Below are 17,056 nucleotides of genomic sequence, written 5' to 3'. Positions count from 1 at the left end.
GATTATTCATATTTTATCGCGCAGTTCGCACCGGTTCGGTACGGCACGGCCGCTGTTGGTGCCGCTAAGCTTCAAGTTGTAAGGCAGTTGTCTTTTTCATATTTATATGACAAATCAAATTTATGTGTCGAGTCCGGTAGTCAGCTTTATTTTGACGCAGCTACCCAGCGGATCGCCTCGTCGGCGGAAAGGAAAATATGTCGGGATTGTTCTTTGACGACATCACTGTCGGGCAAATTTTCGAGGCAGGCCCTCATACCGTAAGCCGCGAGGAAATTGTGGACTTCGCTCAGCGTTTCGATCCCAATCCGTTCCACCTTGAGGATGCTGCAGCACTTTCGGTGGGACTTCCATCGGTTATCGCATCGGGGTTTCATACCCTATCGCTAAGCTTTAAAATATTTTTCGATCTGCACCTTTGGGACGATGCAGTCATGCCTTCACCGGGCCTTGACAAGATTCGCTGGCACAAACCTCTGCTTTCTGGCAACACGATGAGAATACGCGCTACCGTTATAGATAAGACATTGTCGCGTTCCAAACCCGACCGGGGAATTGTGACCGTTTTGCATGAGACCCTGGTTGTGGGAACAGACGCCCCATTGTTGACGGTGGAAGCAATGCATCGGTTGCGGACGAAAGACGGCTTCGCTACGAACAGACATAGAAAGTAGGAAGTGAGGCAAGGCACCATGGTTGAGAAAGACTCCAAGATTTCCGCCCGGCCAGTATCGCGCACGCTGGAACTGGAAGAGTTCCTTCCCTCACTTTTTAATCTGATAACGGCGGGTCTCAACCAACAGTTTTTGGAGCGACTGCGCCCCTTCGGCGTAACCGTTCAGCGCTGGCGAGTGTTGATGGTCATCATGAACAAAGGCGCTCGCAATATGGGCGAACTTGTGCAGCTGACCTTGATTCCACAATCGGCCCTCAGCCGGCTGATTGATCAGATGGAGAGGGATGGACTCGTTGTCCGTCGCATTTCTGATCACGACAGCCGCGTGGTCCAGGTCGAACTGACCCAAGGTGGACGACATATCTACCACCAGCTCGCTCCGGCAGCGGCTAGCCATGCGAAGGCCATCACTGCGGATTTTGACGAAGCAGAAACGGCGCAACTCTTCAGTTTGTTGCGCCGTGTCCTGAGTAATCTCGACATCCGCACCTTTGCCGATCAAGAACCGTCTACCGAAAGTTCCCCACAAGAGGGACCTGGAAACGCCTCGCCTGTGCCCCGCACAGCCGCAACCCGTAGAATGCGGACCAGAGCATCAACAAAAGTATGAACCGGGTTCCATGATCGTCGGTTTTTGCTGAGACTAAACTGGTGGGAAAGACATGGCGCGGCCATAACGGACGGTGCGGCCAGAACCGCACCGTACATCGGCGTCAGGCCGCAACATGCAGCGGTCTGTAATTGCCCCGCCAATAGGCTAAAGTCCCGCCCTCATCTTTGGTGCCCACAGCTTTGACCGAGCCGATAATGATCGAATGTGAACCGCGATCGATCATTTCATCGAGCTTACAGTCGAACACCACGACCGCATCCTTGAGCAGCGACGCGCCGGTGGCCATAGTCATCCACTCCGCGCCCTCGTAGCGATCGGCGCCATTGATGCCGCCGAAGCCCGAAAAACGTTCCGCCAGTGCTTGGTGTTCCGGTCCGAGCGCGCTCACGCCGAAATGACCGAAGCGCTCGATGATCGGCCATGTCGAGGACGATCGGTTGATACAGGCAATGACTTTCGGCGGTTGTGCCGACAAGGACACCATCGAGATGACGACAAGGCCCGACCGGTCTGTCCCCACACCAGCGGTAATAAGGCTGACATTGCCAACGACCAGCCGCATGGCAGCGCGAAACGCAGCCACACTCTGTTCGCCGGACATGTCGTGGAAGGTAAGTCCATCCGACATGATATGTCTCCCCGTCGCGTTACGCAGCCGCTTCGACCGAACGGTGCGCCGGGCGAATACCGCGCGCCTCGAGGATCGGCAGGACGTTGTCGCGGAAATAAGGAAACTCTTCAGCGTAATCGAAGAAGGAAAGCGTGGTTCCGCGAAAACCCGCCTGATGCAGCGCGGTGATGCCGTCCGCAACCTGCTCCGGCGTACCGACGAGAGGAAACCCTCCGTGACCGGCCGCCATGCGGTCGCGAATGAGTGCGAGCAGATCATGCGGGAAGGACTGCGCATGGCTAAACAACAGTCGCACGAGGTTGTCCACAGCCGCCCAGTCAATGTTGTTCTTACCGGTGTATTCCAAAAACTCCCTAGCTTCTTTTTCAGTCGGGCGACAGACGACATGGGAGAAGGTCAACACATTAACGTCACGGCCAGCATCACTGCCTTGCTGCTTCAGTGCGGCAATCTCTTCCGCGGAGCGGGACAGGTCTATAGCTGGAGTGAACAGGAAATCGGCATTGCGGACCGCAAAGGCTCGCCCTTCTCCGGAACCCGCGGCATTCAGAATCGGCAGTTGCCGCGATGGACGAGGGTCGCCCAGAATATTCTTCAATTTGAAATGGGTGCCATCCCAGTCGAAAGCTTCGGTGCGGGTCCAGAGCGCCTTGACGATATCATACCATTCCTGCGCATACCCATACCGGGTCGCGTGGTCGTCGGGCAGTGTCAGTCCCAGCGCCTCATATTCGGGCTTGTTCCATCCCGCGACGATGTTGAGACCGACACGACCATTGCCAATTTGGTCGATCGTGGCGAGTTGCTTCGCCACCACCATCGGGTGGTTGGCGGTGGTGTGGACCGTCGCAAAAATCGTGATGTTGCGCGTCATGGCAAGCAATCCCGCTGCCCAGGTCATGGTTTCAAGAACGCCGCCATGAAAATTCGTTTCACCGCCGTAACCAACCCAGCGGGCGATCGGCAGCATAAAGTCGATACCGGCGTCATCGAGCATCCGCGCCAATCGCAGATTGTTGTCCCAGGAATTATTCCAACGCTCCGGTAGTTTCGAAACCGTCAACCCGCTGGAACAGTTGGTGGCAAAAGTCCCAAGTAGGAACGTATCCGAATTAAACATGCGGTTTTGGGAATTTGTCATCGTTCTCCTCCTTACGATGAATTTTATAATAGAAAATCTATTTGATATTTTATGTAGACGCAAGAGGAACGCTGCTGCATCCTCCTGGAAGGGAGATTCACATGGCGCGCAGAAGCAAGAACAAGAGCATGGACAAATTCGACCGCACCTGGCACTTGGCCCATACCCCACTGGAAATCGACGTCGTAGAATTTGAATACGCCTTGATGCGCACATTCGAGGCTTTTGGCCGTTGGCAGACCGAATGCCTTTCCTCGGTTATAGATTTTGCAGCGAGCGGGCCGGAGAATGCTCTACTCCACACGATCAGAATGAACGACCGGCCCAAGAGCATACATGATCTTGCATATATGACCAATCGCGAGGATATCCCGAACATCCAATATAGTCTGCGCAAGCTGATCAAGAGCGGACTGGTCGAGCGCAATGGAAGTGGTCGCGCGGGCGTGACCTATGAAGCTACCGCGCTGGGAAAGGACGTTACCGACAGATATGCCGAAGTGCGGTCGGCCCTGCTGATAGATGCGGTGCAGCACGTACCGGAACTGGGTCAGCGCCTGGAAGGCGCGGCGCGCACGCTGGAACTGATGACGGGTATTTTTGCGCAAGCAGCACGGAACGCTGCGACCCATCGGCGACGCCCCGGCAGTTTCGCCGTCCCTACTCAGCCCAAAGCTGCAGCGACACAGTCCAACGAATGACCAGCAGCACAATGGGTTTAGAAAGTGCCGCCGTTCGGTCAAATCTTCTTGGTCTTTGAGTCAGGTCCGGGAATTTCGGGAATCATCTGACGAAGAAGGTTCCGCAAGATCGCACGAACTGCGATAGTGGCCGCAGATTGTTCACGATCTCGGGGAGCGATGAGACGAACTTCACGTACAACAGCCGGATCCGTCAGAGGGCGAGCTACAATGCCACGACCGCGCAAAGCAGTAAAAGCGTAGGCGGGCAGAACGGCGATACCGGCATTGACCTCGACCAGCGAGAGAACCGTATGAATCTGGTTGACTTCTATATGGGGCCGCAGTGCCAGTTTCGCCTGTTCAAAGCCAAGTTCGGTCAAAAGTCGAATATTGCTCTTCTGGGTGAGCGTGATGATTGGCTGATTGTCGAGTTCGGACCAGCCGACCTGCTTATATCCAGCAAAATCATGTTCTGGAGATACAAAAACCATCAACTGATCCCGAAGCGCAGTCTGGCTCTCGACATCCGAGTCTTCACCAGAAAATGTGCCTATGCCAAGATCGCAACGCCCATTGCGCACCTGTTTTATGACGGTTTCAGGCCCCACATCGTCAATCTTGATAACGAGATTGGGATATTCATCAGCCACCCGGCGAACGAGACGTGGAAGCACTGTTGTGCACAGCAAAGGTGGAGCTGCGATACTGACCTGGCCCCGCCGTAACTTTCCCAAATCGCGCACTGTTTCGGCGGCGCGATCAATTTCTGCGAGACCGGCGAGCGCGCCTTCGGCAAAGGCACGGCCCGCATCCGTCAGACTGACGCGCCGTGTCGTCCTGTCGAAAAGCCGCGCATCCAGCACGGCCTCTAGATCCCGGATTGTATGTGAAAGATTAGCCTGGGTCGTTCTGACACGCTCGGCTGCGCGAGAAAAGTTGCCTAGTTCGACCACGGCCTGGAAACATTCAATTTGGCGGAGAGTGGGGCGCATTGGTTCACTTATGAGTTTTTTATTATGAATATATTCTACTTACAATACTTCTCGAATGAAAGAAAGTCGGGCTCGATCAGGAAGACGCGGGTTTTGATTTGACCCGCCCCCGAAGCGAGGTTTCCGATGAAGTATGACCGTCAGAACGCCAAAGCCCACTCGCGCGCTACGATGCGCGGTATCTGGGCTGCGGCAAACACGCCTTTCAATGAGGATGGATCGATCGATGAAGGCGGCTTCCGCAAGAATGTAGACCACTGGGTCAACGATCTCGGCATTGACGGACTTTTCGTCGCGGGAAAGCAGGGCGAATTTTTCTCCATGTCGGTTGACGAACGCAAACGCATGTTCGACCTGGCTGTCTCGGCAGTTGGTGACAAGGCGCAGACGATCATGTCCTGCTCAGACCAGAACATGGATGTGGTCATCGATCTGGCAAAGCATGCACAGGCCTGCGGCGCCGATTATATCGTCGTCCATGCGCCTGTCCTGCACTTCCTGCGCGCGCAAGACGACACACTGATGCGCTATTATGAAACGATCGCCTCAAAGGTGGATATCGGCCTTGCGCTCTGGTCGCATCCCGATAGTGGTTATCTGATGAGCCCCGAACTCTGCAACCGTCTGGCCGACATCGAAACCGTCGTCGCAATCAAATATTCGGTCCCGCGCGACATGTATCGCAAGCTCACCGAACTGGCGGGCGACCGCATTCTGGTTTCGACTGCATCGGAAGATGAGTGGCTGGACAATATTCTCGAATTGGGCTGGCAGCTATATCTCTGCTCTTCGCCGCCCTACACGCTGCAGACAAGTGTTGATCGCCGCATGCGCGATTATACCGATCTGGCCTTTGCTGGCAAAGCTGATGAGGCACGCGCCGTCTGGCAAAGTCTGGAGCCTGTCCGGCACGCCTTCAAGTCGTCACGACCGGCTGAAAAGCCCACCTCGCACCAAAAATACTGGCAAGAGCTGCTCGGCCAGGTCGGCGGGCCTGTTCGTGCGCCGATGCTTGAGTTGACCGATGCCGAGAAAAGGGCAGTCCGGCAGGCATTTGATGGCTGCGGTCTCAAACTATCCTGATCGAACCGAAAAGGGGAACGAGAATGACAAAACTGAGCGCCTTTAATTTTCAGAAATGGATCGATGAACACAAGCACCTGCTGAAGCCACCTGTCGGCAATCAGTTGGTGTTTAAGGACGCAGACCTGATGGTTACGGTTGTCGGTGGTCCAAACAAGCGCACCGATTACCACGACGATCCGGTCGAAGAGTTCTTCTATCAGCTCAAAGGCGACATGCTGCTGAAGCTACATGATACGTCGACGGGTGAGTTTTACGATGTGCCGATCCGCGAAGGCGATATCTTCCTTCTGCCTGCGCATATCCGCCATTCGCCGCAGCGCCCACAAGAAGGCTCTATCGGTCTGGTTATCGAACCAGCTCGTCCTGAAGGCGCTCTTGATGCCGTCGAATGGTATTGTTTCGAATGCAGCGGCCTCGTTCACCGTGCTGAAGTTGATCTGGAATCCATCGTGGACGATCTGCCGCCTCTTTACGCCGCGTTCTACAACGATGAGAAGCTGCGTACCTGCCCACATTGCAAAACCGTTCATCCCGGAAAAAACCCGCCGGAAGGTTGGGTGGCGCTCTGACAAGAGCACGCCCGGCGATACTACCGGGCGCCCGTGCACAAGCTTAAAACATAAGGGGAATTGAAGTGAAAAAGAAACTTCTGATGATCGGCCTGCTGGCAGGGCTGACAACTGGCGCGACTGCCGCTGAACCAGTCAAGATTGGCGTGATAACGACCTTGTCAGGTCCAGGAGGCTATCTCGGTCAAGACGTGCGCGATGGCATGAAGCTTGCCATCGATGCAGAAGGTGGCAAGCTCGGCGGCGTACCGGTTGAACTGAAGGTCGAAGATGATGCGGCCAAGCCCGGCAACGGGCGTCAGATCGCCGAACGGTTCATGTCGGAAGACGGCGTCAAGCTCTTTACCGGCATCATCTTCTCGAATGTTGCCGGCGCGGCGGTGCCGGATATCGTCGACAACGACAACCTCTATATCAGCGCTAATGCTGCGCCGTCCAACTTGGCGGGCAAGGCCTGTGACGCGAATTATTTCGTGGTTTCGTGGCAAAATGACTCGCTTCATGAGGCATCCGGGATCGCGGCGGAACAGGAAGGCTTCAAGCGCGCTTTTATTCTCGCACCAAACTATCAGGCGGGCAAAGATGCGCTGGCCGGCTTCAAACGTCGGTTCAAGGGGGAGATTGTCGGTGAAATCTACACCCAACTCGATCAGACCGATTATTCAGCCGAAATGGCACAGATACGTGCCGCCAATCCTGATGTGGTCTTCCAGTCTCATCCGGGTGGCATGGGCATCGCATTCCTGCGCCAGTATCAGCAGGCTGGTCTTCTCGGTAAGATTCCAATGGTTCTGTCCGAGCCATCCAGCGATGCTGTGATCCTTAAATCATTGGGCGATGCTTCGGTCGGCCTCATGGCTACCAGCCACTGGAGCCCGGATATGGACAATGCCGCAAACAAGGAACTCGTCGCTAAGTGGAAAGCCGCTTACCCTGACCGCCCGCTGACATATTACGGAACGCAAGGCTACGATGTGGCTCGCCTGATTGCTTCTGCGTTGAAGAAGACCGGTGGCGTTGACGATATCGATGCAGTGCGTGAAGCGCTGCGGAAAGCGGATTTCCAATCGGTGCGCGGCAATTTTTCCTTCGGCCCGAACCAGCACCCGTTGCAGGACTGGTATCTCCTCGAGATCGTGAAGGGTGACGATGGTATGCCGACCACCAAGATCAAGAAGAAGCTGATCGAAAATTACGGTGATTCCTATTCTGCAGAATGCAAGCTCTGACAGCCACCGCCCTGCGCGTGTGAAAGTACGCGCAACGCTTCTTTTTATTTTTTATGAAGGTCGTTTCCTCCAATGACACTCATCTTCGAGCAACTTTTGAATGGCCTTCTCTATGGCGTCATGTTGTTCCTTCTGGCAGCAGGGCTAACACTGATCTTTGGGATCATGGGCGTTATCAACCTCGCTCATGGCTCGCTCTACATGATCGGCGCTTTCATCGGGACCTGGGTGGCTGTGCAGACAGGAAATTTCTGGCTGGGCCTGCCGGCAGCAGTTCTGGCGGCAACGCTTGCCGGTATCGTGATCGAGCTCGGCGTCATGCGAAAACTCTATCAACGCGATCATATGGATCAGGTGCTTGCGACTTTCTCGCTTATTCTGATTTTCAATGAACTGACCGTGCTGATTTTTGGTCGCCAGCCAATTTTCACGCAGTTGCCTGCATCGCTCTCTCAACCGATCGAGCTGTTTTCAGGCCTGAGCTACCCCCCGTTTCGACTGCTCATCATTGCAGCGGGTCTGATGGTGGCTGGCGGGCTTTACCTGCTCATAAACCGCACCCGCATTGGCATGCTGGTCCGCGCAGGCTCGACCAATCGCGATATGGTGCGTGCTCTCGGCGTCGATATCCGTCTTCTCTACACAATGGTGTTCGCGCTCGGGGCTGCTTTCGCGGGCCTTGCCGGCTTCATGACCGGGCCGATCCTCGCCGTTCAAGTCGGCATGGGAGAGCAGATATTGCTTGCCACTTTTGTGGTTGTCGTAATCGGCGGCGTCGGCTCGATCAAGGGAGCCTTCATTGCTGGTATTTCGCTCGGCATCATAGATACATGCCTGCGTGCATTTCTGCCTTCAATACTGCGCCAGTTCATGGCGGGCGCCGAGGCAGACGCGCTCGGCGTGGGCATCGCCTCCATGGGTATCTATCTGTTGATGGCTATCGTTCTTCTGTTCCGCCCGAGAGGCCTCTTTCCGGTGGGAGCCTGAAACATGTCATATCGCTTTCTATTCGTTCTTCTCGGCTGCGGGGCGCTTGCATTATTTCCTTTCGGCGCCGACGCATTGGGGCAGCCGGCTGCGTCAAGCCTTGTCGCCCGGATCATGATCTATGCTATCGCTGCGGCCAGCCTCAATCTCATCCTCGGCTATGGCGGGATGGTGTCTTTTGGTCACGCCGCCTTCTTCGGGATCGGCTCCTACGTCGTCGGGATTCTCTATTTTCACCATGCCGAAGAAACGCTGCTCTTCGGTTTTATTCCGGGTTCTGATCAATTTCTGATCACTGTTCCTGCAGCAATGCTGGTAGCGGGACTTGCGGCACTGATCATTGGAGCTCTGGCGCTGCGTACTTCGGGCGTGCAGTTCATCATGATTACGCTCGCCTTCGCCCAGATGCTCTTCTTCCTCTTCGTTTCGCTGAAGACCTATGGTGGCGAAGACGGGATCATTGTCCGCCGGGCAAACGATTTTTTCGGCTTCAGCCTGCGGGAAAAGACGACGATGTATTATGTCATCCTCGTCTCGATGATCTTATATTTCGGCTTTCTTTGGCGGGTCGTGCATTCGTCCTACGGCGCGGTGCTGTCCGGTATTCGGCAGAGCGAGCGACGCATGACCGCCATGGGTATCGAAACCTATCGCTACAAGCTCTACGGCTTTGTTCTTGCCGGAATGGGCGCGGGTCTGGCTGGAGCGCTTCTCACCATCTTCATGCGGTTTGCAAGCCCAGACACACTGCATTGGACTAAATCGGGCGAGTTGATGGTGATGGTCATTCTGGGTGGCGTCGGCACTTTCTTCGGTCCCATCTGGGGTGCAGCCGCATTCCTGATCCTGCAGAATTATCTCGCCTCCTGGACTGAGCATTGGCAGCTCGCCATGGGTATCATTCTGCTTGTCCTCGTCTTGGGAACCAAAGGCGGCATTGTCGGTGGTTGGCGTGCGCTTTGCCGTCTGTTTCGCAAGGACCGCAAAGTGGAGGTGACCGCATGACTGCGATCTTACAAGTCCGTGATCTGGTGAAGCGTTTTGCAGGGCTGGTCGCGACGGATCATGTCACACTCGACGTCACGGAAGGGCATATCCATGCCCTGATCGGCCCGAACGGCGCAGGAAAGTCTACACTTATCAACCAACTTTGCGGTGAGCTTACGCCCACATCAGGGACGATCAGCCTGATGGGGGAGGACATTACCACCTTGCCCGCCGCGATACGTGTCGGTCGCGGGTTGGGACGCACATTCCAGATATCGACACTTCTGAATGAAATGAGTGTGCGCCAGAACATCGCCATGGCGGTGCAAGCGCGCGAGGGACATAATTTCAGGATTCTCGACAGTCTGAAAGGCCGCAGCGCCATCTGGCATGAGGTTGATGTAATTCTCGCCCAAAGCCGACTGGCCAATCACCCGGAAAAACTAGCAGGCGATCTGTCAAGTGGCGGGCGCAAGCAGCTTGAACTGCTCATGGCGCTCGCCGGTAAGCCGAAGCTTTTGCTTCTCGACGAACCGATGGCCGGTCTCGGCCATGTCGAAAGCCAGGAAATGATCGAGCTTCTGCAGGGATTGCGGGGAACGGTTTCGATGCTGCTTGTCGAGCACGACATGGAGGCGGTGTTCGCGCTGGCCGACCGCATATCTGTGCTGGTCTATGGCCGCGTCATCCTAACGGGCACGGTGGAAGACATACGGGCGAGCGAAGCTGTGCGGGAAGCCTATCTCGGTGGAGAGGAGGAACTGTGCTAAAAATCGATGGATTGCAGGCCGCTTACGGCCACTCACAGGTATTGTTCGACGTTTCGCTCGAAGTAAACGAAGGAGAACTTGTAACCCTCATGGGCCGTAACGGCATGGGCAAGACGACCACGATACGCACGTTGATGGGTCTCCTCGCCCCCAAAGGGGGGAAAGTCCAGATTGCAGGGCGAGACACGACCAGCTACAGCCCAGAAAAGGTGGCGCGTCTTGGTGTCGGCCTTGTGCCGGAGGGACGACAGATTTTTCCGACATTGACGGTGCGGGAAAATCTGGTTGCAACCGCTTCAAACCGATGCAAGCGGCAGTCTCCGTGGGATCTCAGCAAGATATATGCGCTTTTCCCACGTATGCAGGAGCGGGCGGACCAGACGGCCGGCACACTGTCGGGCGGCGAGCAGCAAATGCTGGCAATCGGGCGTGCGCTGATGACAAATCCGCATCTTCTGATCCTTGATGAAGCGACGGAAGGACTTGCCCCCGTCATCCGCACGGAAATCTGGCATTGCATCATGCAATTGCGCGAAATGGGCCAATCGATCCTGCTAATAGACAAGAATATCGCCGTTTTGAAGCGGCTGGCGGATCGCCATTATATTGTCGAAAAAGGCCGGACGGTCTGGCGTGGAACGAGCGCAGATCTCGAACGGGACCAAGATCAGGTGCATGCTTATGTCGGTATCTGAGTCAATCGTCCTGATTGGATGGGGCGCTATCGGCAAACGGGTTGCGGAACTCCTCGCCGAGCGAAAAAGTCCAGTCAAAATCGGTGCAGTCGCGGTGCGCGACCGGTCGGTCACTCGTGACGGACTGCCTGTCGGCGCCATACAGATCGAAGATCCCGCCGAACTCGCAGCCACCGGCGCAAGACTTGTCGTGGAAGTTGCGGGGCGCCCAAGCGTCTTGCCATGGGGTGAAGCAGCTCTTTCCGCGGGAATGGATTTCGCGGTTTCATCGACATCGGCGTTCGTGGATGATGCGATCTTTCAAAGATTGAAAGACATCGCGGCGATCCGCGGTGCGAAACTGATTATTCCACCCGGCGCGCTCGGGGGGATCGACGCGCTTTCGGCAGCAAGCCGTCTTACCATTGCAAGCGTCGAACATCGCATCATCAAACCTGCAAAAGCCTGGGCGGGGACACAAGCCGCCCAACTGATACCGCTCGATGAAATCACGGAGGCAACCACGTTCTTTACGGATACGGCCCGTAAGGCTGCAGACGCCTTTCCGCAAAATGCCAATGTCGCCGTGATTACCTCGCTTGCTGGGATCGGTCTCGATCGTACCCGTGTCTCATTGGTCGCAGACCCGGCAGCGCGCCTCAACATGCATGAAATCATTGCCGAAGGCGATTTCGGCAGGATGCAACTGCGTTTTGAAAACGGCCCGCTCGCGACCAATCCGAAATCATCGGAAATGACGGCGCTAAATCTCGTCCGCCTTATCGAGAACCGGGTCGCCACCACGGCAATTTAGAAACACACTCTCCCAAAGCGAGAAGCAGCCTTGGAATGAAGACATGAACAAGAACCAACATTACATACGGCATCTGGCTGAAGAAACGGGTTTAGACCCCGCTCGCCTTGATCGCGATTATAATGCCAAAGCTACCGTTTCGCCGGAAACCTTTGCCGCCGAAATGAAACGCTACCGCCAGGCAAGTGTTGAGCCGCGAGTTCATTGGGGGCAGCATTTCGACGTGGTTTACGACGAAGAAAGCGGGCAACGGATCGATATTTTCGGCCCTTCGTCAAGCGGCGGACTAAATCCGGTTTTTATATTCATTCACGGTGGCTATTGGCGGGCGCTGTCCAAGGAAGATTCCGCCATGATGGCTGGAATGCTTGCGCGCGAAGGCATTGCCACGGTCGTCGTCGACTATCGTCTGGCACCCGAAGTATCTCTTGCCGAAATTACGCGGGAGGTACGCTCTGCTCTGGCCTTCGTTTGGCGTCACGGTCGGGACTATGGTCTTGATCCGAACCGGATAACGGTCGGGGGAAGCTCTGCCGGCGGTCACCTTGCGGGCGCGCTCCTTTCTGAGGGATGGCAGGGCAAATTCGGTTTGCCAAAGGATGTAGTCAAGTTTGCCATGCCGGTCAGCGGGCTTTTCGAGCTTGCCCCTGTGGCTGAAACTTTCCCGCAGGGGTGGCTGAATCTTAGTCCTATTGATGTCGATCAACTTAGTCCCATCCGGAGCATTCCTGTGGGTGGGTGTCCGATAACCGTAGCATGGTCAGAGCATGAAGCGGACGGCTTCAAACGCCAGTCACGCGCTTATGCCGATTGCTGGGCTGTGGCTGGCGGAAGGGTGAAGGCAATCGAGGTCGCGAACCGAAACCATTACAATATTCTGATGGACTGGTGCTCGCCAGAAACCGAGATGTCGCAGGCCCTGCTCGCCGGGATTCGCAACATCGGTTGACTGGCTTCTACAAAAAGTTTTGCGGTCGCGCGGCTCTGCGCGGCTGGCAGTTTGGTGCGTGAAAAATTCGCCGACACTCATACAAACTCATGTGATAAAACTCATGGATATATAGTTTCAATATGAATTGTCACATGAATTAAACCCCCTCATTCTATCCGTAACGATAATCTGGGCTTGGCCCAACTAGTAGATTGCAGAGGCTTTCTGATGCAAAAATCCGACGTACAGCTTTTCATAGGCGGCGAATGGCGCAAGTGCGCCAATACGCTTCCAATTATCAACCCTGCAGACGAGACCGAGATCGGCCAGGTTGCGGTGGCAGAACGGGGGGACCTGGAGGCTGCACTTCAGGCAGCCTGGGACGGATATCAGGTCTGGCGCAACACTGCGCCGGCGGCCCGCGCTGCGATCATCATGAAGGCGTCGGCGCTTATGCGCGAGCGGCAGGAAGAGATCGCACGCGCGATCACGCTCGAAAACGGAAAGCCTATAGCTGAAGCCCGGCTTGAGGTCATCCGGGGCTGCGAATTTTTCGAATGGGATGCGGGGGAATGCATTCGTTTCTATGGCCGTGTCATACCAAGCGCGCCCGGTATTCGCTATATTGTTGTGCATGAGCCAATCGGCCCAGTCGCTGCTTTCGCACCATGGAATTTTCCAATGAGCCAACCTGCACGCAAGATTGCGGGCGCTCTGGCTGCCGGTTGCTCCATTATTCTGAAGGCATCCGAAGAAACGCCGACTGCAGTTACGCATATTGCGCGCGCATTTGAAGATGCAGGGCTGCCAGCAGGTGTGTTGAATCTGGTTTTCGGCGTTCCGGCGGATATTTCGCAATTTCTCATCCCCAGCCCCGAAATTCGGGCCATCGCATTCACCGGATCAACAGCTGTCGGCAAGCATTTGACCGAAATCGCCGCGCGTCATATGAAGCCCGCTCTTATGGAACTCGGCGGCCACGCCCCGGTCATCGTTTGCGAGGACGCCGATCCGGTTCTGGCGGGCATCGCATCAGCACGCCGAAAGTACCGCAATTCAGGCCAGGTATGTACCTCCCCAACACGCTTCTTCGTTCATGAAACCCATTATGAGCGTTTTACTGCAGCTTTTATTGAAACGGCGCAGTCAATCCGTGTCGGTAACGGACTGGAGGAAGGGGTGCAGATGGGGCCTGTTGCAAATGATCGTCGCATTATGGCGCTGGAAGAGTTGGTCAGCGATGCCGAAGCCAAGGGTGCAAAATTGCTTTTTGGCGGTCGCCGTCTGAAGAACAACGGTTATTTCTTCCCGCCGACGGCTCTGGCGGAATTGCCCAGCGATGCCCGTGCGATGTCCGAGGAGCCTTTCGGTCCGCTGGCCTTGATCAATCCAGTGCCGTCCCTTGATGTGGCTATTGAAAAGGCGAACTCGCTGCCCTTCGGTCTTGCCGCATATGGCTTTGCGAACTCCGCGGAAAATGTGGACCGTCTTATGTCGGGTCTGGAAGCTGGGAACGTCTCGATCAATACGCTCGAAGCATCTGTCGCTGAGACACCGTTCGGTGGTGTCAAGGATAGTGGGCTTGGCCGCGAGGGCGGAGCAGAAGGATTGCATCACTATACGGTCGTGAAGAACGTCTCGCATCGTTTGGTCAATAGTCTCTAGACCATTGCGGGACCGCCAGTCCGGCATCTCTCCTATGACAGTGGATAATGGTTCGACATATGATGGAATGCAGCACTATCGAATGATGTTGGTGTTCTTGCCGGTTGCTACTTCGATATGCGGCTAACTCGCCGCATGCTCTTACGATTATGGTCAAATGAGGAACTGAATGGATGCGACTTTCTAAATTGCAACATATCGCGGGCGCCTTTCTGGTATCGTCTACTCTTGGGGGCACTTACGCGCATGCGGCCGACGCCGTGAAAATAGGTTTTATTACCACCCTGACCGGCGCTGCAGGCTATCTCGGCGAAGACGTGCGCGACGGCTTCAATCTCGCGGTTAAACAGGGCAATGGTCTTCTGGGTGGCCAAAAGGTCGATGTTGTTATCGCCGACGATGGACTGAAGCCATCGACAGGCCGCCAGTTGGCGGACCGGTTCCTATATGACGAGCAAGCCGATATCATAACCGGTATGATTTTTTCGAATGTGGCCTCGGCTATCATTCCCGAGGTAATCGACGCCGGTAAGATCGTGATAAGCCCTAATGCCGGGCCCACTGAATTTGCCGGTGTTAACTGCAATGCGAACTATTTCGTCATGTCATGGCTCACCGACAGTATGCAGGGCAGCGCGGGGCGCAATGCAAAGGCTCTCGGCTTTAAGCGAGCTATGGTGCTTGCTCCGAATTTCCAGGCAGGTAAGGACGCGGTCGAGGGCTTTCGCCGTACTTTCGAGGGAGAAATTATAGAAGAGGTCTACACAAGTCTGGACCAGATCGACTATGCAGCGGAAATGGCGCGCATAAGGTCTGCAAAACCTGACGTAGTATTCCAGTTTCACCCCGGTGCTTTGGGGATTGCGTTTCTTCGTCAATACCAGCAGTCAGGCCTGTTAAATGAGATACCAATGGTGGTTGCTGAGCCATCCATGGATCATGCCATCCTGCGTTCTCTTGGAGGAATTACAGAGGGCCTCAATGTCTCGGGTTCCTGGAATGTCGATCTGAACAACGACGCCAATAAGCAGTTCGTTGCCGCATTTCAGGGCGAGTACGGCCGGACCCCCACCATGTATGCAGCGCAAGGCTATGATACAGCGCGGGCTATCGGAGCGGCACTGGCACATACCGGCGGTGATTTTAAGGACCCCCAAAAGTTTCGTTCTGCAATGTTGAAGGCTGATTTCTCATCCGTTCGAGGTAACTTTGCGTTTGGCAAAAATCAGCACCCGGTTCAGGATTGGTATGCTATGCGCGTCGAAAATGATGGGAAGGGTGGGTACAGTTTGGTGACGAAAGATAAGATCGCTGAGATGTCCGGAGATGTGTTTGCCGATGAATGTAAACTTGAGCCCGCATTATGAAGCACAATCACATCTGGATTGCCAGTTTGGGCATCAGCCTTGAACAACTGGCACTTGAGGACGGGACGCTTGTAACTTGCATTCCGGATCTCGGTCCCGTTCAATGGAGGCGTGATAAGCTTATTGGTGAGATGCAATTCACTCGGAACGAGCCCTATCCGACATCTCCGATGAATAGCGCCGATAACGGACTTGCCGATACATTATCGCTTAGTTTCAATATCTATCTTGTCCAATCCCGTGCTGGAAATGTTTTAATAGATACTGGGATCGGAAATGGTAAGTACCGCCCCGATCGACCCGCATGGGATAGGTTGAATGGTCCGTTTCTTGCCATTCTGGAAGGACTTGGTTTAGATGCCGATCATATTGATTTCGTCATCAATACCCATTTACACGCCGACCATGTCGGCTGGAACACCATTGCAGACTCTAGCGGGGTCTGGCGCCCAACGTTTCCTTCGGCGACTTATGTTACGCCGGCACGAGAGCTTGAAGCAATGTTGGCTAAAGCCCAAGCAACGTCCAATTCGTCGAATCTACTCCATGGCGCCTGGCAAGATAGTGTCATGCCAATCATCGACGGCCCCGGCTATTTGGCGGTGCAACCAGGCGAAATCGTTGCCGGTCTTCAAACAATTGCATTGCCTGGACACACTTCCGGAATGATCGGTCTGATCTTGGGCAGCGGCGATGAAACTATTGTCTTCACAGCAGATGCGATACATCACCCTATCCAGTTGCCTAATAATGCTCCGGCATCGAATTTTTGCATGAAGCCGGAGGAGTCGGTCCAAACGCGGATCAAACTTCTGGAAACCTGTGCGCTGAACAACTGGATCATCGCGCCCTATCACTTTCCGGCTCCGGCCTTCAGCCACATCAAGCGAAATGAAGCAAACGGATATGAGATAAAACCCTTCGTCTTGCCTGGGTGATCAAAAGACCTGAGTGGAACCCCTGATAAGAATTGGGACAATAAACTCGCGCAGTAGCTGCTGCAACGCATTGCCGAGGAGTTTGCAAGGGCTGATCGGTATGATCGACGTCGATTGCAAACTTTCGTCAAATCCGACAATGTCGACATTCCGTCCTCTTGGAAGCTCTGCCTTCGTTGCCATTTATGCGCCCGGGATTTCCCATCACGGATAACTCCCTTATTGTTTTGCATTTATAATTGCGAAGAATGGCGTCTCCACTGTGCACTCCCACCGCCGACGATGCCACCCGCATCTTAGTTT

18 protein-coding genes are annotated in these 17,056 nt (G+C 54.9%); 15 read left to right on the top strand and 3 right to left on the bottom strand.

Going from position 1 to position 17,056, the window contains the following annotated elements:
• Nucleotides 1–197: 197 nt before the first annotated feature.
• Both QLQ11_RS23360 and QLQ11_RS23355 read left to right on the top strand, forming a co-directional pair.
• A complete protein-coding gene (locus tag QLQ11_RS23360; RefSeq protein WP_121538985.1) occupies nt 198–674 on the top strand; it encodes a MaoC/PaaZ C-terminal domain-containing protein in 477 nt (158 codons plus the stop codon).
• 18 nt (nt 675–692) lie between these two features.
• On the top strand, nt 693–1,286 hold the full coding sequence (locus QLQ11_RS23355; protein ID WP_124916042.1) for a MarR family winged helix-turn-helix transcriptional regulator: 594 nt from the start codon (nt 693–695) through the stop codon (nt 1,284–1,286).
• Between the two features lie 103 nt (nt 1,287–1,389).
• Here QLQ11_RS23355 and QLQ11_RS23350 read toward each other — a convergent pair whose 3' ends face one another.
• Nucleotides 1,390–1,917 carry a flavin reductase family protein gene (locus QLQ11_RS23350; protein WP_235859069.1) on the bottom strand — a complete coding sequence of 176 codons (528 nt, stop codon included), beginning with the start codon at nt 1,915–1,917 and terminating at the stop codon, nt 1,390–1,392.
• Between the two features lie 19 nt (nt 1,918–1,936).
• Nucleotides 1,937–3,061: an LLM class flavin-dependent oxidoreductase gene (locus QLQ11_RS23345; RefSeq protein WP_121539617.1), complete on the bottom strand. Its 1,125-nt coding sequence runs from the start codon at nt 3,059–3,061 to the stop codon at nt 1,937–1,939.
• Between the two features lie 101 nt (nt 3,062–3,162).
• Here QLQ11_RS23345 and QLQ11_RS23340 point away from each other — a divergent pair, with 101 nt between their 5' ends.
• Nucleotides 3,163–3,762, top strand: coding sequence for a winged helix DNA-binding protein (locus QLQ11_RS23340; protein ID WP_121539616.1), 600 nt, complete (start codon nt 3,163–3,165; stop codon nt 3,760–3,762).
• A 38-nt stretch (nt 3,763–3,800) separates the two neighbouring features.
• On the opposite strand, the gene QLQ11_RS23335 is transcribed toward QLQ11_RS23340, so the two are convergent.
• Entirely contained in the window at nt 3,801–4,736 is a 936-nt protein-coding gene (locus QLQ11_RS23335) for a LysR family transcriptional regulator (protein WP_121539615.1), read from the bottom strand.
• 126 nt (nt 4,737–4,862) lie between these two features.
• Between QLQ11_RS23335 and QLQ11_RS23330 the strand changes: the two genes are divergently transcribed.
• The 12 genes from QLQ11_RS23330 (at nt 4,863) to QLQ11_RS23275 (ending at nt 16,753) form a co-directional block, all read left to right on the top strand.
• Complete coding sequence (locus tag QLQ11_RS23330; protein WP_109365801.1) at nt 4,863–5,819, top strand: dihydrodipicolinate synthase family protein; 957 nt, start codon at nt 4,863–4,865, stop codon at nt 5,817–5,819.
• A 23-nt stretch (nt 5,820–5,842) separates the two neighbouring features.
• Nucleotides 5,843–6,391 (top strand): 3-hydroxyanthranilate 3,4-dioxygenase, encoded by a 549-nt coding sequence (locus QLQ11_RS23325; RefSeq protein WP_109365800.1) that lies wholly within the window; start codon nt 5,843–5,845, stop codon nt 6,389–6,391.
• Between the two features lie 65 nt (nt 6,392–6,456).
• Complete coding sequence (locus QLQ11_RS23320; RefSeq protein ID WP_121539614.1) at nt 6,457–7,620, top strand: ABC transporter substrate-binding protein; 1,164 nt, start codon at nt 6,457–6,459, stop codon at nt 7,618–7,620.
• A 72-nt stretch (nt 7,621–7,692) separates the two neighbouring features.
• On the top strand, nt 7,693–8,607 hold the full coding sequence (locus QLQ11_RS23315; RefSeq protein WP_109365798.1) for a branched-chain amino acid ABC transporter permease: 915 nt from the start codon (nt 7,693–7,695) through the stop codon (nt 8,605–8,607).
• 3 nt (nt 8,608–8,610) lie between these two features.
• Nucleotides 8,611–9,612, top strand: a complete 1,002-nt coding sequence (locus QLQ11_RS23310; RefSeq protein WP_121539612.1) for a branched-chain amino acid ABC transporter permease — start codon at nt 8,611–8,613, stop codon at nt 9,610–9,612.
• Nucleotides 9,609–10,364, top strand: a complete 756-nt coding sequence (locus QLQ11_RS23305) for an ABC transporter ATP-binding protein (protein WP_121539611.1) — start codon at nt 9,609–9,611, stop codon at nt 10,362–10,364. The genes QLQ11_RS23310 and QLQ11_RS23305 overlap by 4 nt, the downstream gene beginning before the upstream one ends.
• On the top strand, nt 10,358–11,059 hold the full coding sequence (locus QLQ11_RS23300) for an ABC transporter ATP-binding protein (RefSeq protein ID WP_121539610.1): 702 nt from the start codon (nt 10,358–10,360) through the stop codon (nt 11,057–11,059). The genes QLQ11_RS23305 and QLQ11_RS23300 overlap by 7 nt, the downstream gene beginning before the upstream one ends.
• Nucleotides 11,046–11,852 (top strand): aspartate dehydrogenase, encoded by an 807-nt coding sequence (locus QLQ11_RS23295; protein ID WP_283735319.1) that lies wholly within the window; start codon nt 11,046–11,048, stop codon nt 11,850–11,852. The genes QLQ11_RS23300 and QLQ11_RS23295 overlap by 14 nt, the downstream gene beginning before the upstream one ends.
• Before the next feature lie 43 nt (nt 11,853–11,895).
• The gene (locus QLQ11_RS23290) at nt 11,896–12,801 is read left to right on the top strand and encodes an alpha/beta hydrolase (RefSeq protein WP_235859068.1); all 906 of its coding nucleotides are present in this window, start codon (nt 11,896–11,898) and stop codon (nt 12,799–12,801) included.
• 210 nt (nt 12,802–13,011) lie between these two features.
• Complete coding sequence (locus tag QLQ11_RS23285; RefSeq protein WP_121539609.1) at nt 13,012–14,448, top strand: NAD-dependent succinate-semialdehyde dehydrogenase; 1,437 nt, start codon at nt 13,012–13,014, stop codon at nt 14,446–14,448.
• A 173-nt stretch (nt 14,449–14,621) separates the two neighbouring features.
• Nucleotides 14,622–15,815: an ABC transporter substrate-binding protein gene (locus QLQ11_RS23280; RefSeq protein WP_121539608.1), complete on the top strand. Its 1,194-nt coding sequence runs from the start codon at nt 14,622–14,624 to the stop codon at nt 15,813–15,815.
• Nucleotides 15,812–16,753 carry an MBL fold metallo-hydrolase gene (locus QLQ11_RS23275; protein WP_283735320.1) on the top strand — a complete coding sequence of 314 codons (942 nt, stop codon included), beginning with the start codon at nt 15,812–15,814 and terminating at the stop codon, nt 16,751–16,753. Before QLQ11_RS23280 ends, QLQ11_RS23275 begins: the two co-directional genes overlap by 4 nt.
• The last annotated feature ends 303 nt before the right edge of the window (nt 16,754–17,056 follow it).

It is taken from the genome of Ochrobactrum sp. SSR, assembly GCF_030067775.1.
Lineage (GTDB): Bacteria > Pseudomonadota > Alphaproteobacteria > Rhizobiales > Rhizobiaceae > Brucella > Brucella teleogrylli.
The sequence above is the reverse complement of the archived record's forward strand: the minus strand, read 5'-3'. Positions and strand labels throughout refer to the sequence as shown.